The following is a 23,348-nucleotide window of genomic DNA, read 5'->3' as shown; positions in this document are numbered from 1 at the left end:
GCTGCCTTTCTCTTTCTGCCTTTTAAGGAGAAACGAATTGACAAGGAGTGATAGGGATGTCTGATGCTTATAAAAATGCCGGAGTTGACATCGAAGCCGGATACGAAGCCGTCAAACGAATGAAAAAACACGTGGAGCGCACGAAAAGGCTCGGCGTTATGGGAAGCCTGGGTGGTTTTGGCGGAATGTTTGATCTGTCAGAGCTTCCGTATCAAAAGCCTGTTTTGATTTCCGGAACAGACGGTGTCGGCACCAAACTGAAACTCGCATTTTCAATGGATAAGCATGACACGATCGGCGTCGATGCGGTCGCGATGTGTGTAAACGATGTGCTTGCCCAGGGAGCGGAGCCGCTGTTTTTCCTTGATTATTTGGCGGTCGGCAAGGCTGATCCGGTGAAAATTGAGCAGATCGTTCAGGGTGTGGCGGACGGATGCGAGCAGTCAGGATCAGCGCTTATCGGCGGTGAGACGGCGGAAATGCCGGGGCTGTATACGTCTGATGAATACGATATTGCGGGCTTTTCAGTCGGCGTCGCGGAAAAAGACGAAATCGTCACCGGTGAACATATCGAAGAGGGGCATCTCTTAATCGGACTTACTTCAAGCGGCCTTCACAGCAACGGATTTTCCCTGGTGAGAAAAGTGCTTCTTGATGACGGCGGACTTGATTTGGATACTGTCTATGAACCGTTTGCGCGTCCTCTCGGCGAAGAATTGCTGGAACCGACGAGAATATATGTGAAGCCGGTGCTCAAGGCGGTGAAAAGCGGTAAGGTGGACGGCATGGCGCATGTGACAGGCGGAGGATTCATCGAGAATATCCCGCGGATGCTGCCGGACGGATTGAGCGCGGAAATTGATCACGGATCATGGCCGATCCCGCCGATTTTTCCGTTTCTGCAGGAGCACGGCAAGCTGAAAGAAGAAGAAATGTTCAATGTTTTTAATATGGGCATCGGTTTTGTCCTTGCCGTTAAAGAAGAAAACCTGACAGACGTCATCGGCACGCTTGAAGCTCAGGGCGAGAAGGCTTATCTGATCGGCCGGGTCAAGCGGGGCGAAGGCATTTCTTTCGGCGGTGCGGCTCTTTCATGAAAAAGTTTGCGGTATTTGCTTCAGGAAACGGATCGAACTTCGAGGCCATTGCCAAACGCATGAGAGAAGAGAAGTGGAATGCGGAGCTCTCGCTTCTCGTGACGGATAAGCCTCAGGCAAAGGCGGCGGAAAGGGCGGAGGCTTTACATATCCCGTCATTCGCCTTTGAACCGTCATCTTTTGAAAACAAAGCGGCCTTTGAACGGGCCATTATTGAACAGCTGCGTCTGCACGGGGCGGAATTAATCGTTCTCGCCGGCTATATGAGACTGATTGGAGATACGCTGCTTGAAGCATACGGGGGCCGCATTATTAATATACATCCCTCGCTTCTTCCGGCATTCCCTGGGATTGACGCTGTCGGACAGGCGTATCGGGCCGGTGTGAAAGTGGCGGGTATTACCGTTCATTACGTCGACGAAGGCATGGACACCGGACCGATTATCGCGCAAAAAGCATTTGAAATACAGGAAAACGATACGCTTGAAGACATAGAGCGTACAATACACGAGCTTGAGCACAAATGGTATCCGAGCGTTGTGAAACGGCTGCTGGGACTAAATAACAGAGGTGAAAAGGCATGACAATCAAACGCGCACTAATCAGTGTTTCTGATAAAACAAATCTCGTACCTTTCGTAAAGGAACTGACAGAGCTCGGCGTCGAAGTCATTTCGACCGGAGGAACAAAAAAACTTCTTCAGGAAAACGGTGTGGATGTCATCGGCATTTCGGAAGTGACCGGATTTCCTGAAATTATGGACGGTCGGTTAAAAACGCTCCATCCTAATATTCACGGCGGTCTGCTTGCCGTAAGAGATAATGAAGAGCATATGGCGCAGATCAATGAGCACGGCATTGCACCGATTGACCTTGTGGTCGTCAACCTTTATCCGTTTAAAGAAACGATTTCAAAAGAAGACGTAACATACGATGAAGCGATAGAAAACATTGATATCGGCGGCCCAGGCATGCTGCGCGCTGCATCGAAAAACCATCAGGATGTGACGGTCATCACAGATCCGGCCGATTACAGCTCCGTGCTCAATGAGATGAAAGAACACGGCGGCGTTTCGCTCAAAAGAAAACGCGAGCTTGCGGCCAAAGTATTCCGCCATACCGCGGCGTACGACGCATTAATCGCTGATTACTTAACACGCGAGGCCGGTGAGAAAGACCCTGAGCAATTCACCGTTACTTTTGAGAAAAAACAGTCGCTCCGCTACGGTGAAAATCCTCACCAAGAGGCGGTTTTCTACCAAAGCGCACTTCCTGTCTCCGGTTCCATCGCGGCGGCAAAACAGCTTCACGGCAAAGAGCTTTCTTACAACAACATTAAGGACGCGGATGCGGCCGTTCAAATCGTCCGGGAATTTACAGAACCCGCAGCTGTTGCCGTTAAACATATGAATCCGTGCGGAGTCGGTACGGGAGCTTCAATTGAGGAAGCATTCAATAAAGCGTATGAAGCTGATAAAACTTCCATTTTCGGCGGCATCATCGCGCTGAACCGTGAAGTTGATCAGGCTACGGCTGAAGCCCTTCACGGCATCTTTTTAGAAATCATTATCGCCCCTTCTTTCAGTGAAGAAGCGCTGAACGTGCTGACGGCGAAGAAAAACCTTCGTCTGCTCACGCTTGACGTGACCGCATCAGGAAAGAAAGAAAAACAGCTGACTTCCGTACAGGGCGGTCTTTTGATTCAAGATTTAGACGTCCATGGATTTGATGACGCCGACATCAGCATTCCGACAAAAAGAGAGCCGAGCGAGCAGGAATGGGAAGATTTGAAGCTGGCCTGGAAAGTCGTCAAACACGTGAAATCCAACGCGATCGTCCTTGCAAAAGACCATATGACGGTCGGTGTGGGCGCAGGACAGATGAATCGCGTCGGTTCAGCCAAAATCGCCATTGAGCAGGCCGGAGAAAAAGCAAAAGGCAGCGCGCTCGGATCAGACGCGTTTTTCCCGATGCCGGATACAGTCGAAGAAGCCGCAAAAGCCGGTGTCACGGCGATTATCCAGCCCGGCGGATCGGTCCGCGATGAAGATTCGATTAAAAAAGCGGATGAATACGGAATCGCCATGGTATTCACCGGCATCAGACATTTCAAACATTAAGGGGGGAACGAAGCGTGAATGTATTGATTATCGGAAAAGGCGGCAGAGAGCATACATTGGCTTGGAAAGCGGCGCAAAGCCCGCTTGTTGACACGGTGTACGCCGCGCCCGGAAATGACGGTATGGCAGACTGCGCGACGCTGGTCAACATTGAAGAAAGCGATCATGCCGCACTCATTGCGTTTGCGAAAGAACATCATGTCGGGCTGACGATTATCGGCTCCGAAGTTCCTCTGATTGAAGGGATAGCCAACGAGTTTGAAAAAGCCGGACTGCTTGTTTTCGGACCGTCTGAAAAAGCGGCTATTATTGAAGGAAGCAAACAGTTTGCCAAGGATTTAATGAAAAAACACGGCATTCCGACGGCGGAGTACGAGACGTTTACTTCATTTGAAGAGGCGAAAGCATATGTACAGCAAAAAGGCGCGCCGATTGTCATTAAAGCGGACGGGCTTGCCGCCGGAAAAGGTGTCACAGTCGCGATGACGGAAGAAGAAGCGATTGAATGCCTGCACGATTTTCTTGAGGATGAGAAATTCGGGGAGGCGAGCGCATCTGTTGTCATTGAAGAGTTTCTCGCCGGCGAAGAATTTTCTTTAATGGCGTTTGTAAAAGGGGAGACCGTCTATCCGATGGTCATCGCTCAAGATCATAAACGCGCCTTCGATGGAGACAAAGGGCCGAATACTGGCGGAATGGGCGCCTACTCACCGGTGCCGCACATTTCCGATAATATCGTCAGAAGCGCAGTCGAAACGATTGTGAAGCCGGCGGCAAAAGCAATGGTGAAAGAGGGGCGCTCCTTCACGGGCGTGCTGTACGCGGGGCTGATTCTGACGGAAAACGGATCAAAAGTCATTGAATTCAACGCGCGCTTCGGAGATCCGGAAACACAGGTCGTCGTGCCGAGAATGGAATCTGACCTCATTCAGGTGCTCTTAGATCTTCTGCATGAGAAGGATGTTGACCTAAGGTGGAAGGATACGGCCGCGGTCAGCGTTGTGCTGGCTTCTGAAGGCTATCCGGAAGGCTATGCGAAAGGGACGCCGATCGGCAGTTTGACGTCCGCTGAAGACGGGATCGCCGTTTTTCATGCCGGAACGAAAAAAGACGGCGGACAATTTGTTACGAACGGCGGCCGGGTCGCCAATGTCACGGCATTTGCTGAGACATTTGAAGCGGCGAGGGATAAAGTGTACAGCGCCGTTTCAGGGCTGACAAAACCCGGACTGTTTTACAGAAGCGATATCGGCGCCCGTGCGCTGAAAGCATCGCAGCGATAAAGAGGAGACCCCCGCGTCATAAAAGATGCGGGTTTTCTTCTGAATGACGACTAAGATTGTCATGCAGTCTTGAATTCTGTCCCGGCTTTTGTGATGCCGGGATCGCCGGCAGATTCTTCTCATACTCGCGGGACAGGAGAAAAAAATAACAAGCCGAAACGGCTTGTTATTTTTCTTGCTGATGGCTGTCATCCTGATTCATTCCGGCTTGGAACATATATGTCACCGGACAGAAGCGGAGAATGCCGGACGCCGCTTTCATCGCGCCCATCATCATACAGAAGAGATGCATCTTGCACCAAGGTTTTCTCGTGTATTTCGCTGAAGCGGCAGACAAAATGGTGAGGCCGCAAGTGATGCGCATAACGGCATTTAATAAACTGATATTCGGTTTCATCATTTCAGCTCCCTAGAAAAAGTTTTTCATTCATCTTCAATAATTTGTAACGTTTTAGCCGTGCGATAATTGTGCGGATGTGATACGATGGGTCTAATATAAGCGAAGGAGAGTATGTGAATGTCCGAACGTACCTTTAACTGGAAAAATAAAGACATCAGATCACAGGCGGATGTTGTAGACTCAAAGCTGCTTCCAACGCTACTTTTACGGGATGCTCTCGTATTAAATCCTTTTTTAAAACAATGGCTGAAAAAAAACGTCTGGATTTACGGAGACCGAATTGTATATGTTGGTCATGAGCTTCCTGATGCAGCAGAGCACATTCATACCATAAATTGTGAAGGAAAATACATTGTGCCAGGTTACATTGAACCGCATACACATCCTTTTCAAATATATAATCCCCAAACGCTCGCCGAATATGTGTCTCAATTCGGAACAACGACGTTTGTTAATGATAACTTGTTTTTTCTTTTGCACAGCGGTAAAAAGAAAGCGCTTACTATATTGGAAGAACTGAAAAAACAGCCGGTGCAATATTTTTGGTGGTCCAGATATGATCTGCAGACTGAAGTGCTGAATGAGGACCAGCTCCTTTCTTTTGATGTCCGCAAGCAATGGATTGAGCATCCGGATGTCATTCAAGGCGGAGAATTGACCGGATGGCCGCGCCTCATGGACGGCGATGACTTGATGCTTCATTGCATGCAGGCGACAAAGAAACTGCGCAAGCGGATAGAAGGGCATTTTCCCGGAGCTTCTGAAAAAACACTGACGAAGATGAAACTGTTCGGGGCTGATTCTGACCACGAGGCGATGAATGGCGACGAGGTGATGAGACGGCTTGAATTGGGTTACTATGTTTCGCTCAGACATTCATCCATCCGCCCTGATCTGAGAACGATTTTGCAGGATCTCCATCAAAAAGGCTTCCGGCATTATGATCATTTCTTTTACACGACGGATGGAGCGACGCCGCATTTTTATAAAGGCGGCATGACGAATGAATTAATCAAAATCGCTTTGGAGGAAGGAGTTCCGGCGATTGACGCCTACAATATGGCCTCCTTTAATATCGCGAAGTATTATCAGATGGATGACTTTCTCGGTGTGATCGGTCCGGGCCGGCTTGCTTCATTGAACATTCTCGATGACCCGATGAATCCGGACCCGGTCACGGTGATCTCCAAAGGCATCCTGCTGAGGGAAGACGGCCGAAATATGAATGCGTTTACAGAAACGGATTGGAAAAAGGGCGGTCTTGTCCCTCTTGAGCTTTCATATGATATGACGATGGATGATTTACAGTTTTCAATGCCGATGGGTGTGGTAATGCGCAACGCCGTCATTATGGAGCCGTATATGATTGCGATTGATAATTCTGTTGACCAGCTTTCTTTTGATCATGATGAATGCTATCTCACGCTTCTCGATAAGCATGGAAAATGGCGGGTCAATACAATGCTGAAAGGTTTTGCCGATCGGGTGCAGGGCTTTGTCAGTTCTTACACGACAACCGGAGATATTATCGCTGCCGGAAAAAATAAAGAAGATATCCTGCTCGCTTTCTCACGGATGAAAGAAATCGGCGGCGGAATCGTGCTTGCCGAAAACGGGAAGATTCTGCATGAGATCCCCCTCGCCTTAAACGGTTCTGCATCCGCGGAGAATTATGAAGAAGTGCTTGAGAAAGAGCAAAAACTGAGGACGTTGCTGGAGGAGCGGGGCTACCGATTCTGCGATCCGATCTATACGCTGCTCTTTTTGCAGAGCACACACCTGCCTTATATCCGCATTACGCCGAGAGGAATATTCGACGTGATGAAAAAAACTGTACTCTTTCCATCGATAATGCGTTAAAATATAAAAGCAGGGAGCCGACATATGAAAAGATGGAAAACCGTTTGTATGCTTTGTTTTGCGTTTTTGCTGCTTGCCGCCTGCCGGCAGAACAATGCCGATCAGGTGCAGCTGAAAGAAGCGGAAGCTCCTTTAACGGGGCTGAAAACTGAGCAGAAGCTTGCAGAACGCCGTCCGATTGCAGTCGCAGTGAACAATCATCCGAAGGCGAGGCCCCAATCCGGGCTGTCAAAGGCGGATGTTGTCATCGAAGCGCTCGCGGAGGGCCGGATTACGCGGTTTCTCGCGATTTTTCAAAGTGAGATGCCGGAAACGGTCGGGCCTGTGCGGAGCGCGAGGGAATATTTTGTCACGCTCAGCAGCGGGTTTAACAGCATATTTGTCCATCATGGCTGGAGTCCCGGCGCTAAAAAGCAGCTGGAGTCCGGAACTTACGATTATATAAACGGTTTGGATTTTGACGGCAGCCTGTTTTGGAGAGCCGATTTCAGCAAGCCGCCCCACAATTCCTACACGTCGTATGACAATATCAGGAAGGCGGCGGAACAAAAAGGATACAAGCTGAACGGAAAAACAGAACCGCTCCCATTTCAGACATCAGATGCAAAACCCGGAAACGAAACCTACAATATTCGGATAGATTATGGAACACAAAACGTTACAAATCTTGTCGAATACGATTATGATAAAAAAGCTGATGCTTATACAAGAAGCTCTGATAGTGTGAAAGCGACAGACCGGGAGACCGGAAAGCCTTTAGCCATGCACAACATTTTTATTGTTGAAGCCGGCCATCGCATGACAGACAAAGATGGAAGGCGGGCCATCGATATTCAGTCAGGGGGGAAGGGCCTCCTGCTTCAGCACGGCGATGTTATAGAGTCAGACTGGGAATATAAAGACGGCCGTATTCTGCCCGTAAAAGGCGGTGAGATTCTTCCGTTTGTGCCAGGAAAGACATGGATTAATATCGTGCCTGATCTCGATGCAGCTTCCATTAGTAAAGGAGAAGGTGTTTGACGATGCAAATCGATAAATTACGCGGAAAAGAACTGGACCAGTTATTTTTATCTATTTTATCGCTGAAAGATCTGGAGGAATGCTATCGTTTCTTTGACGATCTTTGTACGATTAATGAAATCCAATCGCTGGCGCAGCGTTTGGAAGTGGCGAGAATGCTCCGCGAAGGAAATACGTATCACAAAATTGAAAGCGAAACGGGTGCTTCCACAGCGACGATTTCCCGGGTGAAGCGCTGCTTAAATTACGGGAACGACGCCTATGAAATGGCGCTTGACCGCGTAAACAAAGGAGAATCCTCCTCAGCTACGTAAAAAACCGCTCTGCCGATGACGGCAGGCGGTTTTTTTATGCGTGCTGATTCAAAAGGCCGGGAAGTTCCCTCAGGCTTCCGTCTTCCTCCCGGTATACGATGTGTTCAGCTGAGAAATGAATCGGCGAGCTGATACCCGCCGCCGCGGCAAGGTGAAACAGCCCTTCACGCAACGAGAGCACGTAGTTGCAGACGCGGTGCTGTTTATCCTCGATACTGAGCGCGCGCTGAAGTTTTGGATCGGTTGTCGCCACTCCGACAGGACAATGATTGGTGTGGCATACTTGAGCACGGATACAGCCGACTGAAAACATCATTCCCCGGGCAATATTGACAAAATCCGCGCCTAACGCGAGGGCAACGGCAATCTTATCGGGAGTGAGCAGCTTTCCGGATGCGAAAATTTTCAGCTTATCTCTTATACCGTATGTCTTCAAAAGGCCGTCAACAAGGGGGAGGCCGGTCAGAATCGGCAGGCCGACGGAATCCGCCAGTTCATGGAAAGAAGCTCCCGTTCCCCCTTCACTGCCGTCAATCGTAATAAAGTCGGGAAGTTTGCCTGATGAACTCATACAGGAAATAAGGTCTTCAAGGTCTTTGCGGCTGCCCGGGACAATTTTGATGCCGACCGGTTTTTCACCGACAGTCCTTAATTTCTCAATGAAATCAAGCATGTCCGGGACATTTGAGAACTCGTTGAAGCGGTTTGGGCTGTCAATGGATTGTCCGGGCTGCACATTTCTGATGGCGGCAATTTCTTCGGTCACCTTTGAACCGTCAATATGCCCGCCTCTTGCTTTCGCCCCTTGCGCAAGCTTTAATTCAAAGGCTTTAATCTGCTCGAGGCGGCTTTTTTTCTTAAATTCTTCCCATGAAAATTCTCCATCTTCAGTGCGCACGCCGAACAGCCCGGGACCAATTTGGCAGATAATATCCGCGCCGCCTTTCAGGTGATACTCAGACAGGCCGCCTTCGCCTGTATTCATCCATGTGCCGCCGGCCTGGTGCAGCCCTTTTGACAGGGCGGTAATTGCCCGGTCGCCAAGTGAGCCGTAGCTCATCGCTGATTGTCCGATTAACCCTTTCACATAAAACGGCTTCTTGCATGTATCGCGGCCGATCACTTGCACATCGTCCGGATGCAGGTAATAAGGGTCCGCCTTTGCTTTTTCGCGGTGTTCGCTGCGTTTCAGCAGGTTGTCTTTGTCAATTTTGTATATCATCGTGTCGATCTTCGGCGTCTGATCTGCGCGCAGCTCCTCCCTTTGTTTCGGGAAGAGGGCGTTACGGATATAATAGCCCGGCTGATCGAAATCCCGTTCTGAGCCGAAGCCCATCATTCTGCTTTTATACTTTCCCGACATGACCGTCTGTTCATATTCTCTCCGGGAAAACGGCTGTTCTTCGTTATCATTGCTGAATAAATACTGCCGCAGCTCTGGTCCGATTTTTTCAAATATATAGCGCAGTTTTCCCGCTGCGGGATAATTGCGCAGCACTGAATGTTCTTCCTGCTTTTCGTCTCTTATGTATATCCAGAGAAACAATGCGGCGGGAACTAAAATAATAAAGATCAATATACAAATCAGTACGATAATGGCTTGTTCCATTGAGATCAGACTCCTTGTCTTTTTTCTCTTTGACATTCCACATATTGTCTGTTTTCAAACATAGCCGTTTCCCGTCAGGCGGAGCGCAATCTTTTTTGTGAATCAGGTGAATGACGTCTTTTTCCGTTTTTCCGGGCCAAACGAATTTGTTATAATGTTTAAATGGCAAGAAACGAATGGAGGAACGAAAACGCATGTACGATGTTAACGAGTGGAAGCATGTTTTTAAACTCGATCCGAATAAAGATTTACCGGATGAACAGCTGGAACGGCTTTGTGAATCAGGGACTGACGCCATTGTGATCGGAGGAAGCGACAATATCACCGAGGACAATGTGCTGAGACTGATGTCAAAGGTGCGGCGGTTTTTAGTGCCGTGCGTACTTGAGGTGTCGACGATTGATTCCATTGTGCCCGGGTTTGATCTTTATTTCATTCCGAGTGTGCTCAACAGCAAAAAGGCGGACTGGATTGTCGGCATGCATCATCAGGCGATGAAAGAATACGGAGAGCTCATGTCAATGGAGGAAATCGTGACGGAGGGCTACTGCATCATCAATCCTGATTGTAAGGCGGCTGCTTTGACGGAGGCGGATACACATATAGAAACAGAAGATATTCTCGCCTATGCGCGGGTCGCGGAACATTTGCTTCATCTCCCGATTTTTTATCTGGAATACAGCGGGATGCTGGCGGACATAGAAACGGTGGAGAAAACGAAGGCTGTGCTAGACAAGTCCGTCCTGTTTTACGGAGGCGGCATTAAAGACGCGGAAACGGCGGAACGGTTCGGCCGTCATGCCGATGTCATCGTTGTCGGCAATGCCGTATATGAAGATTTTGATCAGGCGCTAAAAACAGTGGCGGCTGTAAAGACAAAGTAGCCAAGCGGACGAAATTGATTTATGATAGAACATATGTTTGATAGGCGGTGAACGGATATGAATTACATTAGCAATCAATTATTAAGCGGATTAAATCCCGTTCAGCAGGAAGCGGTCAAGACGACGGACGGTCCGCTGCTTCTGATGGCGGGCGCGGGAAGCGGAAAAACACGTGTGCTGACGCACAGAATCGCATACTTAATGGCGGAAAAACACGTGGCGCCATGGAACATTCTGGCGATTACATTTACAAATAAAGCAGCCAGAGAAATGAAGGAGCGGGTTGAGAGCATTCTCGGACCCGGCGCGGATGAAATCTGGATATCCACCTTCCACAGCATGTGCGTGCGGATTCTGCGCAGGGATATTGACAGAATCGGCATCAACCGAAATTTCTCCATTCTTGATACGGCTGATCAGCTTTCCGTTATTAAAGGGATTCTGAAAGAGCGGAATATCGATCCGAAAAAGTTTGATCCGAGAAGTATTTTAGGCTCCATCAGCAGCGCAAAAAACGAGCTGATCGAACCTGAGGAATTCGCAAAAACGGCCGGCGGCTACTACGATCAGGTCACGAGTGACGTGTATACCGATTATCAGAAAAAACTGCTGAAAAACCAATCGCTCGATTTTGATGATTTAATCATGACGACGATTAAGCTTTTCGAGCGTGTGCCGGAAGTGCTTGAGTTTTATCAGCGTAAATTCCAATACATTCACGTAGACGAGTATCAGGATACGAACAGGGCGCAATACCTGCTTGTGAAGCAGCTTGCGGCCCGTCTTGAAAATATCTGCGTCGTCGGTGACTCCGACCAGTCCATTTACAGATGGCGCGGGGCGGATATCGCGAATATCCTTTCCTTTGAAAAAGATTACCCGAGCGCAAACGTGATTCTGCTCGAGCAAAACTACCGCTCAACAAAGCGGATTCTGCAGGCGGCTAACGAAGTGATCAAAAACAACTCAAACCGCAAGCCGAAAAACCTGTGGACGGAAAATGACGAAGGCATCAAGCTTTCTTATTACAGCGGCGACAATGAATTCGGCGAAGGCCAATTCGTCGCGGGCAAAATTTATGAGCTGAACAGTTCGGGCCGGCGGAAGCTTTCCGATATCGCGATTTTATACCGGACAAACGCCCAGTCGCGCGTCATTGAGGAAACCCTTTTAAAATCCGGACTGAACTACAATATCGTCGGCGGAACCAAGTTCTACGACAGGAAAGAAATTAAAGACATTCTCGCATACCTGCGCCTTGTGTCAAACCCGGACGACGACATCAGTTTTACGCGGATCGTCAATGTGCCGAAGCGGGGCGTCGGCGCAACTTCGCTAGAAAAAATCGCTTCATATGCGGCGATGAACGGAATGTCAATGTTCCAGGCGGTCAAACAGGTTGATTTCATCGGCGTCAGCGCGAAAGCGGCAAACGCGCTTGACGGCTTTGGCGCGATGATTGAAAATCTGACGAACATGCAGGATTACCTGTCCATTACAGAACTCACGGAAGAAATTCTCGAGAAAACGGAATACAGAGAAATGCTGAAGGCCGAAAAATCAATCGAAGCCCAAAGCCGCCTTGAAAATATCGACGAGTTTCTTTCCGTGACGAAAAACTTCGAACAAAAAAGCGAAGACAAGTCTCTCGTCGCGTTTCTGACTGATTTGGCGCTGATTGCGGATATTGACCAGCTCGACCAGAAGGAAGAGGAATCAGGCGGAAAGGATGCCGTCACTTTAATGACACTGCACGCCGCTAAGGGGCTTGAATTTCCTGTCGTGTTCTTAATGGGCATGGAAGAAGGCGTGTTCCCGCACAGCCGCTCCCTGATGGAAGAAGCCGAGATGGAAGAAGAACGCAGGCTCGCATATGTAGGCATTACGAGGGCGGAAGAAGAACTGTATTTAACGAATGCCAAAATGCGCACCTTATTCGGCCGCACCAATATGAATCCGGAATCCCGCTTTATCAGGGAAATACCTGGCGATTTATTGGAGAACCTAAATGAGAAGAAAACACCTCGCATGCAGCCGGGAAGAAAAGTGCAGCCAAAACGCGGGCCCGTATCCCGTCCCGTTTCCTATGCGAACAAAACAGGCGGCGACTCGCTCAGCTGGGCGGTCGGCGATAAAGCGGGCCATAAAAAATGGGGCACCGGAACGGTTGTCAGCGTAAAAGGAGAAGGCGAAAGCACCGAGCTTGATATCGCATTCCCGAGCCCAGTCGGCGTGAAGCGTCTGCTTGCCGCTTTTGCGCCGATTGAAAAGCAGTAACCTGAAGAGGAAAGGAAGAACATGATGGACAAAGAAACAGCGAAACACCGGGCAGAAGAATTGCGCCGCACCATCGATCAGTACAGTTATGAATATTACACCTTAGATGAACCGAGCGTGCCGGATTCCGAGTACGACAGACTGATGCAGGAGCTGATTGCCATAGAGGAAGAGCACCCGGAACTCAGAACGCCTGATTCGCCCACACAGCGGGTCGGGGGAGCGGTGCTTGAATCGTTTCAAAAGGTGCAGCATGGCACGCCGATGCTCAGTCTCGGCAACGCATTTAACGATGATGATCTCCGCGATTTTGACCGCCGCGTCCGTCAGGCTGTCGGTGACGGCGTCGCTTATAATGTGGAGCTGAAAATAGACGGTCTTGCTGTTTCTCTCCGTTATGAAGACGGCTATTTCGTCAGAGGCGCGACAAGAGGAGACGGAACGACGGGCGAAGATATCACGGAAAACTTAAAAACGATCCGCAACATTCCGCTGAAAATGAAACGGAATCTTTCCATAGAAGTGCGCGGAGAGGCGTACATGCCGAAACAGTCATTTGAAGCGCTCAATGAAGAACGGCTGAAACATGAAGAGGAGCCGTTCGCCAATCCCCGGAACGCGGCTGCGGGCTCACTCAGACAGCTCGATCCGAAAATTGCAGCGAAACGAAATCTTGACATCTTCGTCTACAGTATAGCGGAGCTTGACGAGATGGGTGTGGAAACACAGAGTCAGGGCCTGGATTTTCTGGATGAGCTCGGTTTTAAAACAAACCAGGAACGGAAAAAATGCGCCACGATAGATGAAGTCATTGAAATGATCGAAGAGCTGCAGGCGAAGCGGGCCGATCTCCCTTATGAAATTGACGGAATCGTCATCAAAGTCGATTCGCTCGACCAGCAGGAAGAACTCGGGTATACGGCAAAAAGCCCGCGCTGGGCGATTGCTTATAAATTCCCGGCGGAAGAGGTCGTGACAAAACTGCTCGATATCGAACTGAATGTCGGAAGAACGGGCGTTATTACGCCGACCGCCGTTCTGGAACCGGTAAAAGTCGCGGGAACGACGGTCTCAAGAGCATCCCTTCATAACGAAGATTTAATTAAAGAGAAGGATATCCGCATTCTCGATAAAGTGGTCGTCAAAAAAGCGGGCGACATCATCCCTGAGGTCGTCAATGTCTTAATTGAACAGCGGACCGGGGAAGAAAAAGAATTCAATATGCCGACCAGCTGCCCTGAGTGCGAAAGCGAACTTGTCCGCATTGAAGGGGAAGTCGCGCTGCGCTGCATCAATCCGGAATGTCCGGCGCAGATCAGAGAAGGCCTGATTCACTTTGTCTCACGCAACGCGATGAATATTGACGGACTCGGAGAACGTGTCATCACACAGCTTTTCCGTGAACATCTCGTCCGTAATGTCGCTGATTTGTATAAGCTGACGAAAGAACAGGTTATCCGGCTTGAGCGGATGGGGGAAAAATCAACTGACAATCTGATCAGCTCCATCCAAAAGTCGAAAGAGAATTCGCTGGAACGCCTGCTGTTCGGTCTCGGCATCCGTTTTATCGGCTCAAAAGCGGCCAAAACACTGGCCATGCATTTTGAAAGCCTGGAAAATCTGAAACAAGCCACGGAAGAAGAGCTGCTTGCGGTAGATGAAATCGGCGAAAAGATGGCCGATGCCGTTGTCACCTATTTCCGCAAAGAGGAAATGCTTGAGCTTTTGAATGAACTTGAGGAACTCGGTGTGAACACACTCTACAAAGGCCCGAAAAAAGTAAAAGCGGAGGACAGCGACTCTTATTTTGCCGGCAAAACCATCGTGTTAACCGGAAAGCTTGAAGAGCTGTCCAGAAATGAAGCCAAGGCGCAGATTGAAGCGCTCGGCGGAAAGCTGACGGGATCTGTCAGCAAAAAAACAGACTTGCTGATTGCCGGAGAAGCGGCCGGAAGCAAGCTGACAAAAGCGCAGGAATTAAACATTGAAGTATGGAATGAAGCACAGCTATTGGGAGAGCTAAAGAAATAAGAGGAGTGTTTTCTATTGAAAAAGATGTTGGCATTGGCGGCGACGGCAACGGCGGCAGTACTCATGCTGTCGGCCTGTTCGCCGAGTTTCGGGGGAAAAAAAGAGGAAGAGATCACGCAGAAAACGGCAAAGTCTTCTGAAAAAGCGATCATACCGAAATATAATATCTCTGATTCCTACTATAAAATGGTGCTCCCGTTTAAGGCCGGAAAAGCGCGCGGCCTGACCGCGGACCGGCTGAACACGAGGCTGGACATCGATGAATTCGAGACGGGGCTGATGCGGCTCGCTCAAGACACGTTCCCGACGGATGACTATTTGTATCAGGAAGGCCAGTATTTAGATGAGGACACGGTACTCAGCTGGCTTGACCGCAAAAAAGAGGGCAGTGATCTGAAAAAGGCGAAAAAGGCAGACGCCAATTTCCAGAATCTCGGCTTAAACCCGGTGCTGCCAAGCTCGGGATCGGCAAAAGAGAAAAATGAAAACAGCCCGATTTACTTAGCGTCCATGCTTGAGCAGGATTACTTAGTAAGAAAAGATAAAAATTCCATCCAGCTTGGCGGTGTCATGATCGGTCTCGCTCTCAACTCTGTATACTATTACCGCGAAAACACAGGTGATCCGCAGCAGGAAGTGGAGCTCAGCGACAAAACGATCCGCAGCCACGGTGAAGAAATCGCACAGGAAGTCGTTAACCGCCTTCGGAAAATGGATAACCTGAAAAATGTGCCGATTACCGTCGCCCTTTATAAACAAGCGCCGAAAACATCAATCGTACCGGGGAATTACATTGCGAAAACAGAAGTCAAGGCCGGCTCATCCACCATTTCAAACTGGGATGATGTCAAAGAAAAGTACGTCTTCTATCCGGCGGATACAGACACGGCAAAGAAATACCCTGATGATTCCGAAGTGTTTAAACGCTTCAAAAACGCCATCGACAGCTACTTCCCGAATTACACCGGAGTTGTCGGAACGGCAATGTACGAAAACGATGAAATGAGAAAAATGAAGATTGAAATCCCGATGCAATTTTACGGGAAAAGCGAAGTCATCGCCTTTACCCAATACTTAACAGGTGAGCTGATGGATTATTATTCAAAAGGCTCAGTTGATGTCGAAATTAACATTACCTCGTCTGACGGGCAGGAAGCGCTGATCGTCCGCAATGCGGGTGACAAAGAACCGACCGTCCATATTTACGATTAACCAAGATACCCTTGTTCATTTCTGTATGAGCAAGGGTTTTTTATTGTGAATATCGTTGGAGCGAGGAATGAGGTATGTTAAGATATTTGTATAATTAGGAATTAACAGGAAAACACATTTCATTTCTAAGCGGATGTTACGAATCTGCTGTGAAAAAAGAAGGGCAGGAATGTTGATGAATGACATTTGCTGAGTACACACACCGCCTACAAACGTTATGAGAAGGGTGAATCAGCATGCATAAAGATATTAAAGCGATTTTTGAGGAAGATAAGGTGCTGGCTGAAGCCGGTGAAATATACGGATTTACCAAGTTTCAATTTATTGCGGACGCAGAGAACTACGTATATGAAATTGTGAAAGATAACGAACCGTATATCTTAAAAATTACGCATACGATCAGAAGAACACCGGAATATATTCTCGGGGAAATGGAATGGCTTCATCATCTGGCAAAGGGAGGGCTTTCAGCAGCGAAACCGATTCCTTCATTAAATGGCAAAGATGTCGAAGAAGTCCCGGATGGAAAAGGCGGAGCGTTTTTATTAAGAGTCTATGAAAAAGCGCCCGGACGCAAAGTGGAGGAATCAGACTGGAACGGAACTCTGTTTTACGAGCTTGGAAAATACACGGGGAACATGCACCGGCTGACAAAAAGCTACCGTCTGAGCGATCCGGCATATAAAAGGCAGGAATGGGATGAAGAGGAGCAGCTGAAGCTGAGAAAATACGTGCCCGCAGATCAGCATCTCGTATTTGAGCGGGCGGATGCTCTAATGGAAAAACTGCGCCGTTTGCCGAAGAATCCTGAAAACTACGGCCTTGTGCACGCCGATCTGCATCATGGCAATTTTAATTGGGACAACGGAAAAATCACTGCATTTGATTTTGATGATATCGGCTACAATTGGTTTGTGAATGATATCAGTATTCTGCTGTACAACATGTTGTGGTATCCGGTCATCCCGTATGAAGACAAGGCCGCGTTTACGGGTGAATTCATGACTCACTTTATGAAAGGCTACAGGGAAGAAAATGACCTTGATTCCGCATGGTTTGAACACATCCCGGATTTCCTCCGGCTGCGCCATATGCTGATCTACGGATTATTGCATCAGGCGTTTGACCTCAATTCACTCGGGGACGAGGAACTCGGGATGCTGAAAGCCTTCAGGCGCGATATCGAAAATGAAACACCGATTACGGAGTATCAATTTTCTGCATTCGTATAAATAGAAAAACGCCGGCTGAATCCAACCCGGCGTTTTTTATAACGTATCACATTTCACTCCGACGACGCCCTGAATTTCTTTAATATCATAATAGACGTCAGTGGTGTAGCGGCTTTTATGAACACTGACTTTCACTTCCATAATCGGAAATTCTTTTTCACCCAGATCATCAATCCGGACGGAGTGAATGCGGAGCTGTTTGCTTTTCATTTCCTTTAAAATCTCAGTCATTTTGTCTTTATCGGAAAGAGACATTCTCACGCGGATATCCTTTTCCTTCAAGCGGTTGGGACCGATTTTTCTGATCAGCCACGGAAGAAATTCGACACTGATCAGGATAAACAAGAGGCTTGCGAACGCCTCTTTATAAAAGCCGGCGCCTGTAGCCAGACCCAGCCCGGCCGCGCCCCAGATGATAGCCGATGTCGTCAGGCCGGATATGACGTCATTGCTTTTACGCAGGATCACACCCGCGCCGATAAAACCGACGCCGGAAATGATTTGGGCGGGAAGGCGGAGCGGATCCATCATGATACGGTAATATTTTGGGAAATGATATGCCGCATTAATGCTGACGATCGTCAGCATACAGGAGCTGACGGCGATGACGATACAGGTTTTCAGTCCGAGCGGTTTGTTTTTCAGTTCTCGTTCAAGACCGATGATCATGCCGATCAGCGTGGCAATGCCCAGCTTTAATAAAATGTCTGGTTCGATAGGCCAGCTCAATTTGCACAGCACCTCCGCAATTTTTCTTATAATAAATTGATATGATTTTCTCACAGTATTTATAGCAGGACAAGTGCGGAAGAAAAAAGCCGTCAGGGATAAAATCTGACGGCTTTTTGTCTATTTCTTGTTTTTCAAAAGAGCTTCCATCCGGCTGAACAGCTGATAAGAAGCATCGGCCGGTTTTTTGGTCAGCAGGCTGACGGCAATACCGGCAATCAGACTGAGGAAGAATCCCGGAATGATTTCGTATACGCCGGTTGAAGCGGCAAGCCCTGTGGTGATCCAGATTAAAACGGCCGCTGCCCCGGTAATCATCGCCGCAAGCGCTCCCCATTCATTCATCCGTTTCCAGTACAGACTGAGCAAGAGCGCCGGACCGATAGCCGAACCGAAGCCAGCCCACGCATATCCGACCAGATCAAGAATGGTGCTGTTCGGATTCATGGATAGCAGGATGGCGATAACGGCTACGATCAATACCGACAGGCGTCCGGTCATGACCAATTCTTTATCGCTCGCTTCCCGTCTGAAAAAGGCGCGGTATAAATCTTCCGTAATGGCGCTTGCCGTTACGAGAAGCTGTGAGGAAATGGAACTCATGATCGCCGCTAAAATCGCGGACAGCAGGAAGCCCGTAATCAGCGGGTGGAACAAGATTTTAGAAAAAATAATGAAAATCGTTTCCGGATCTTTTACGGAGACCCCGAAGTGATGAGAATACGCAACCCCGATAATCCCGGTCAGCAATGAACCGACAACTGAAATAACCATCCAGCTCATCCCGATTCTGCGGGCGGGTTTTAAATCTTTCACTTCTTTAATCGCCATAAATCGTACGATGATATGAGGCTGGCCGTAATAGCCGAGTCCCCATGCCAAATAAGAAATAATGCTAATGACGCTCGCGCCTTTAAAGATATCCAATAGTTTCGGGTTAACGGCGTTGATCGAATCAATCGTCGTTGAAACGCTCCCGAGCTGGGTAAAAGCAACGATCGGCACAAGCACTAATGCCGCAAACATGATCGCTCCCTGTACAAAGTCAGTCAGACTGACAGCGAGGAAACCGCCAAACAGCGTATAAAGCACAACAACACCCGCCGTTAAAAACAAACCGAATTTGTAGTCGGCGCCGAATGCCGATTCAAATAACCTGCCTCCGGATACCATCCCGGACGATGTGTACAGTGTGAAAAAGATCATAATAATCACGGCGGAAACAATTTTCAGCAATGATGACGAGTGGCGGAACCGTTTATCGAAAAAATCGGGAATCGTAATCGCATCATCCGCAACTTCCGTGTAAGCGCGCAGCCTCGGAGCAAGCAGCAGATAATTTGAATACGCGCCGATCGTCAAACCGAGCGCCAGCCATAAGGTCGATAACCCCGTTGCGAACATTGCGCCGGGAACTCCCATCAGCATCCATGCGCTCATATCCGCCGCACCTGCGGACAGCGCCGTTACGAACGGGCCGAGTCCTCTTCCGCCCAGCATGTAATCATTAATATTCGTTGTCTTTCTGAATGCGTACCAGCCGATTAACAGCATGGCAGCAAAGTAAATGCCAAGAGATATAATTAATTCAATACTCACGTTTTTGGACCCTCTCTTCTTTCATGTAAATGTTGCATCACCTCTGTAGATTAGTAGTGCCGGAATATGCGCCGGCGATCCAGCCTTTAGTCATCATTCCATGCGAATCACATATTTAGTGCCGGCTATGGTTACTAAACCTAACAAAGTATCCCCGATCAATCAACTCTCGAAACCTGGCCCGCTCAAGGAAAAAATCCCCGCCAACATAGAACAGCTTAGAGATGAAAACGCTACCAATAAATTATAAAAGTAAAAATTTTCTGACATATAATTCGTTTCTCTTTCTCCCCGATTTAGGATAAAATAGAGAGGGTTTCATCATGCCTCAGAAGGCGGCGTTTTGTTGCTTTAGAGGGCTCGTTTTTGATATGATCAGTATTATATGACGAAACGGAGAATTATGCGGAGGTGGATCTTATGTCACGAATTTCTATAGAAGAAGTAAAGCATGTCGCTCATTTGGCGAGACTCGCCATTACGGATGAAGAAGCTGAAATGTTCACAGAACAGCTTGACAGCATCATCTCGTTTGCCGAGGAGCTTAATGAAGTGGACACGGATAACGTGGAACCGACAACACACGTGCTGAAAATGAAAAACGTAATGAGAGAAGATGAAGCGGGTAAAGGCCTTCCGGTCGAGGATGTCATGAAAAATGCTCCCGATCATAAAGACGGCTATGTCCGTGTGCCATCTATTCTGGATTAAAGGAGGGAGACAGTATGTCATTATTTGATCACAAAATCACAGAACTGAAACAAATGATACATAAAAAAGAAATCAAGATATCCGATCTTGTTGATGAATCTTACAAACGGATCGCATCCGTGGATGATAAGGTGCAGGCATTTTTACAGCTTGATGAAGAAAGAGCCCGCGCTTACGCGAAAGAACTTGACGAAGCGGTTGACGGACGGTCTGAACACGGTCTTCTCTTCGGAATGCCGATCGGCGTCAAAGACAACATCGTGACCAAAGGGCTTCGCACAACATGCTCAAGCAAAATCCTCGAAAACTTCGATCCGATTTACGATGCGACGGTTGTGGAGCGTCTTCAAGCCGCTGAAGCCGTCACGATCGGAAAGCTGAATATGGACGAGTTCGCGATGGGTTCTTCTACTGAAAACTCCGCGTACAAAGCGACGAAAAACCCTTGGAATCTCGATACGGTTCCCGGCGGATCAAGCGGCGGTTCCGCAGCTGCGGTTGCAGCTGGCGAAGTGCCGTTTTCACTCGGATCTGATACGGGCGGCTCCATCCGTCAGCCGGCTTCTTTCTGCGGCGTCGTCGGATTAAAGCCTACATACGGACGCGTGTCACGTTACGGATTGGTCGCTTTTGCGTCTTCATTAGACCAGATCGGACCGATCACAAGAACCGTAGAAGATAACGCATTCCTGCTTCAGGCGATTTCAGGCCCGGACAAAATGGACTCTACGAGCGCCAATGTCGAAGTGCCGGACTTTCTTTCTTCATTAACTGGCGATATTAAAGGCTTAAAAATCGCCGTGCCGAAAGAATATCTCGGAGAAGGCGTCGGCAAAGAAGCGAAAGAATCGGTTTTAGCCGCTTTAAAAGTGCTTGAAGACCTCGGAGCGACATGGGAAGAAGTATCTCTGCCGCACAGCAAATACGCGCTTGCGACGTATTATCTGCTGTCTTCTTCCGAAGCGTCTGCAAACCTTGCGCGCTTTGACGGCATCCGCTACGGCTACCGCTCAGACAATGCGGACAACCTGATTGACCTTTATAAACAGACACGCTCAGAAGGCTTCGGCAACGAAGTGAAGCGCCGCATCATGCTCGGCACCTTCGCGCTCAGCTCCGGCTACTATGACGCGTATTACAAAAAAGCGCAAAAAGTGCGCACGCTTATTAAAAAAGATTTTGAAGACGTATTTGAGAAATACGATGTCATCGTCGGACCGACAACGCCGACACCGGCATTCAAAATCGGCGAAAAAACCAGCGATCCGCTCACAATGTACGCCAACGATATTTTAACGATCCCTGTCAACCTCGCGGGTGTGCCGGGAATCAGCGTGCCGTGCGGATTTGCGGACGGACTGCCGCTCGGACTGCAAATCATCGGAAAACACTTCGATGAAGGCACTGTATACCGCGTCGCTCATGCTTTTGAGCAGGCAACAGATCATCATAAAGCGAAACCTGAACTGTAAGGGGTGAAATGAAGTGAACTTTGAAACGGTAATCGGACTTGAAGTCCATGTGGAATTAAAAACAAAATCTAAAATTTTCTCAAGCTCACCGACGCCATTCGGCGCGGAAGCGAATACCCAAACGAGCGTCATCGACCTCGGCTATCCCGGCGTGCTGCCCGTTTTGAACAAAGAAGCGGTCGAATTCGCGATGAAAGCCGCAATGGCTTTGAACTGTGAAATCGCAACGGATACGAAGTTTGACCGGAAAAACTATTTCTATCCGGACAACCCGAAGGCATATCAAATTTCTCAATTTGACAAGCCGATCGGCGAAAACGGCTGGATTGAAATCGAAGTCGGCGGAAAAACGAAAAAAATCGGCATTACCCGTCTTCACCTTGAAGAAGATGCGGGAAAACTGACGCATACGGGCGACGGCTATTCCCTCGTTGACTTCAACCGCCAGGGCACGCCGCTTGTCGAGATTGTATCTGAGCCGGATATCCGCACACCGGAGGAAGCTTACGCATATCTCGAAAAGCTGAAATCAATTATCCAATACACAGGCGTTTCCGACTGTAAAATGGAAGAAGGTTCACTGCGCTGTGACGCCAACATTTCCCTCCGTCCGATCGGCCAGGAGAAATTCGGCACAAAAACGGAGCTGAAAAACCTGAACTCCTTCGCGTTCGTGCAAAAAGGACTTGAGCATGAAGAAAAACGCCAAGAGCAGGTGCTTCTGTCAGGCGGAGTCATTCAGCAGGAGACGCGCCGCTACGATGAAGCGACGAAAAAAACCATTTTGATGCGTGTCAAAGAAGGTTCGGACGACTATCGTTATTTCCCTGAGCCTGACCTTGTCGAGCTCTGCATTGATGACGAATGGAAAGAACGCGTAAGAGCAACCATTCCTGAGCTTCCGGACGAGCGCCGCAAGCGTTATATCGAAGAGCTCGGCCTGCCGGCTTATGACGCAATGGTTCTGACGCTGACGAAAGAAATGGCTGACTTCTTCGAAGAAACGGTCAATAAAGGCGCGGAAGCCAAGCAGGCATCAAACTGGCTGATGGGTGAAGTCTCAGCTTACCTGAACGCCGAACAAAAAGAGCTTGAGGATGTCGCACTGACTCCTGAAGGCCTTGCCGGCATGATTAAGCTGATTGAAAAAGGAACCATCTCGTCCAAAATCGCGAAGAAAGTCTTTAAAGAATTAATTGAAAAAGGCGGCGACGCAGAAAAAATCGTCAAAGAAAAAGGCCTTGTGCAGATTTCTGACGAAAGCGTGCTTCTGAAGCTGGTAACAGATGCGCTTGACAGCAACCCGCAGTCAATTGAAGACTTCAAAAACGGAAAAGACCGCGCGATCGGCTTCCTTGTCGGGCAGATTATGAAAGCCTCAAAAGGACAGGCCAACCCGCCGATGGTCAACAAAATCTTACTTGAAGAAATCAAAAAACGATAAAAAAAGCAGCCGCCTGAAAGGGCGCTGCTGACACGGAGACCGGTAAGCGCCGGTC

General features: G+C 48.7%; 19 protein-coding genes. 15 read left to right on the top strand and 4 right to left on the bottom strand.

Features of this window, described 5'->3' with window-relative positions; genetic code table 11:
- Nucleotides 1-56: 56 nt before the first annotated feature.
- Genes purM through purD form a run of 4 tightly spaced genes read left to right on the top strand, consistent with a single transcriptional unit; the run spans nt 57 to nt 4,499 of the window.
- Entirely contained in the window at nt 57-1,097 is a 1,041-nt protein-coding gene (gene purM, locus MJQ52_RS08200) for a phosphoribosylformylglycinamidine cyclo-ligase (protein ID WP_003155753.1), read from the top strand.
- A complete protein-coding gene (purN, locus tag MJQ52_RS08195; protein ID WP_191073288.1) occupies nt 1,094-1,681 on the top strand; it encodes a phosphoribosylglycinamide formyltransferase in 588 nt (195 codons plus the stop codon). Before purM ends, purN begins: the two co-directional genes overlap by 4 nt.
- A complete protein-coding gene (purH, locus tag MJQ52_RS08190; protein WP_025853962.1) occupies nt 1,678-3,216 on the top strand; it encodes a bifunctional phosphoribosylaminoimidazolecarboxamide formyltransferase/IMP cyclohydrolase in 1,539 nt (512 codons plus the stop codon). The genes purN and purH overlap by 4 nt, the downstream gene beginning before the upstream one ends.
- 14 nt (nt 3,217-3,230) lie before the next feature.
- Nucleotides 3,231-4,499 carry a phosphoribosylamine--glycine ligase gene (gene purD, locus MJQ52_RS08185; RefSeq protein ID WP_191073289.1) on the top strand — a complete coding sequence of 423 codons (1,269 nt, stop codon included), beginning with the start codon at nt 3,231-3,233 and terminating at the stop codon, nt 4,497-4,499.
- Between the two features lie 166 nt (nt 4,500-4,665).
- On the opposite strand, the gene MJQ52_RS08180 is transcribed toward purD, so the two are convergent.
- Nucleotides 4,666-4,896, bottom strand: coding sequence for a YgaP family membrane protein (locus tag MJQ52_RS08180; protein WP_003155749.1), 231 nt, complete (start codon nt 4,894-4,896; stop codon nt 4,666-4,668).
- Nucleotides 4,897-5,016: 120 nt separating this feature from the next.
- On the opposite strand from MJQ52_RS08180, the gene MJQ52_RS08175 reads away from it, so the two are divergent.
- Genes MJQ52_RS08175 through MJQ52_RS08165 form a run of 3 tightly spaced genes read left to right on the top strand, consistent with a single transcriptional unit; the run spans nt 5,017 to nt 8,093 of the window.
- Nucleotides 5,017-6,759 carry an adenine deaminase gene (locus MJQ52_RS08175; RefSeq protein WP_094247187.1) on the top strand — a complete coding sequence of 581 codons (1,743 nt, stop codon included), beginning with the start codon at nt 5,017-5,019 and terminating at the stop codon, nt 6,757-6,759.
- 24 nt (nt 6,760-6,783) lie between these two features.
- Entirely contained in the window at nt 6,784-7,779 is a 996-nt protein-coding gene (locus MJQ52_RS08170) for a DUF3048 domain-containing protein (RefSeq protein ID WP_094247186.1), read from the top strand.
- Nucleotides 7,780-7,781: 2 nt separating this feature from the next.
- On the top strand, nt 7,782-8,093 hold the full coding sequence (locus tag MJQ52_RS08165) for a YerC/YecD family TrpR-related protein (protein ID WP_003155745.1): 312 nt from the start codon (nt 7,782-7,784) through the stop codon (nt 8,091-8,093).
- Nucleotides 8,094-8,127: 34 nt separating this feature from the next.
- Here MJQ52_RS08165 and MJQ52_RS08160 read toward each other — a convergent pair whose 3' ends face one another.
- On the bottom strand, nt 8,128-9,702 hold the full coding sequence (locus MJQ52_RS08160) for an FMN-binding glutamate synthase family protein (protein ID WP_434181918.1): 1,575 nt from the start codon (nt 9,700-9,702) through the stop codon (nt 8,128-8,130).
- Between the two features lie 194 nt (nt 9,703-9,896).
- Here MJQ52_RS08160 and MJQ52_RS08155 point away from each other — a divergent pair, with 194 nt between their 5' ends.
- The 5 genes from MJQ52_RS08155 to MJQ52_RS08135 all read left to right on the top strand — a co-directional run bounded on the left by MJQ52_RS08155 (nt 9,897) and on the right by MJQ52_RS08135 (nt 17,338).
- Entirely contained in the window at nt 9,897-10,586 is a 690-nt protein-coding gene (locus MJQ52_RS08155; RefSeq protein WP_434181917.1) for a heptaprenylglyceryl phosphate synthase, read from the top strand.
- A gap of 57 nt (nt 10,587-10,643) precedes the next feature.
- Nucleotides 10,644-12,863 (top strand): DNA helicase PcrA, encoded by a 2,220-nt coding sequence (pcrA, locus tag MJQ52_RS08150; RefSeq protein WP_022552708.1) that lies wholly within the window; start codon nt 10,644-10,646, stop codon nt 12,861-12,863.
- Nucleotides 12,864-12,887: 24 nt separating this feature from the next.
- On the top strand, nt 12,888-14,894 hold the full coding sequence (gene ligA / locus MJQ52_RS08145) for an NAD-dependent DNA ligase LigA (RefSeq protein ID WP_029326170.1): 2,007 nt from the start codon (nt 12,888-12,890) through the stop codon (nt 14,892-14,894).
- A 15-nt stretch (nt 14,895-14,909) separates the two neighbouring features.
- Nucleotides 14,910-16,106, top strand: a complete 1,197-nt coding sequence (locus MJQ52_RS08140) for a CamS family sex pheromone protein (protein ID WP_003155737.1) — start codon at nt 14,910-14,912, stop codon at nt 16,104-16,106.
- Nucleotides 16,107-16,342: 236 nt separating this feature from the next.
- Nucleotides 16,343-17,338, top strand: a complete 996-nt coding sequence (locus MJQ52_RS08135; protein ID WP_434181916.1) for a phosphotransferase enzyme family protein — start codon at nt 16,343-16,345, stop codon at nt 17,336-17,338.
- Between the two features lie 36 nt (nt 17,339-17,374).
- On the opposite strand, the gene MJQ52_RS08130 is transcribed toward MJQ52_RS08135, so the two are convergent.
- Together MJQ52_RS08130 and putP are read right to left on the bottom strand one after the other, a co-directional pair.
- Entirely contained in the window at nt 17,375-18,007 is a 633-nt protein-coding gene (locus tag MJQ52_RS08130; protein WP_232213497.1) for an MgtC/SapB family protein, read from the bottom strand.
- Between the two features lie 180 nt (nt 18,008-18,187).
- On the bottom strand, nt 18,188-19,666 hold the full coding sequence (gene putP / locus MJQ52_RS08125) for a sodium/proline symporter PutP (RefSeq protein WP_007408914.1): 1,479 nt from the start codon (nt 19,664-19,666) through the stop codon (nt 18,188-18,190).
- 420 nt (nt 19,667-20,086) lie between these two features.
- Between putP and gatC the strand changes: the two genes are divergently transcribed.
- From gatC to gatB, 3 genes are read left to right on the top strand one after another with little or no spacing between them, the layout of a single operon-like run.
- Nucleotides 20,087-20,377 (top strand): Asp-tRNA(Asn)/Glu-tRNA(Gln) amidotransferase subunit GatC, encoded by a 291-nt coding sequence (gene gatC / locus MJQ52_RS08120; RefSeq protein ID WP_003155732.1) that lies wholly within the window; start codon nt 20,087-20,089, stop codon nt 20,375-20,377.
- A 14-nt stretch (nt 20,378-20,391) separates the two neighbouring features.
- A complete protein-coding gene (gene gatA, locus MJQ52_RS08115; RefSeq protein WP_007408915.1) occupies nt 20,392-21,849 on the top strand; it encodes an Asp-tRNA(Asn)/Glu-tRNA(Gln) amidotransferase subunit GatA in 1,458 nt (485 codons plus the stop codon).
- A gap of 13 nt (nt 21,850-21,862) precedes the next feature.
- Nucleotides 21,863-23,293, top strand: a complete 1,431-nt coding sequence (gene gatB, locus MJQ52_RS08110) for an Asp-tRNA(Asn)/Glu-tRNA(Gln) amidotransferase subunit GatB (protein WP_015388583.1) — start codon at nt 21,863-21,865, stop codon at nt 23,291-23,293.
- Nucleotides 23,294-23,348 lie beyond the last annotated feature (55 nt).

It is taken from the genome of Bacillus sp. jun7, from assembly GCF_051034795.1.
GTDB classification, from domain to species: Bacteria; Bacillota; Bacilli; order Bacillales; family Bacillaceae; genus Bacillus; species Bacillus velezensis.
Note: the sequence above shows the minus strand (reverse complement) of the source record. Positions and strands in the feature narration are given on the sequence as shown.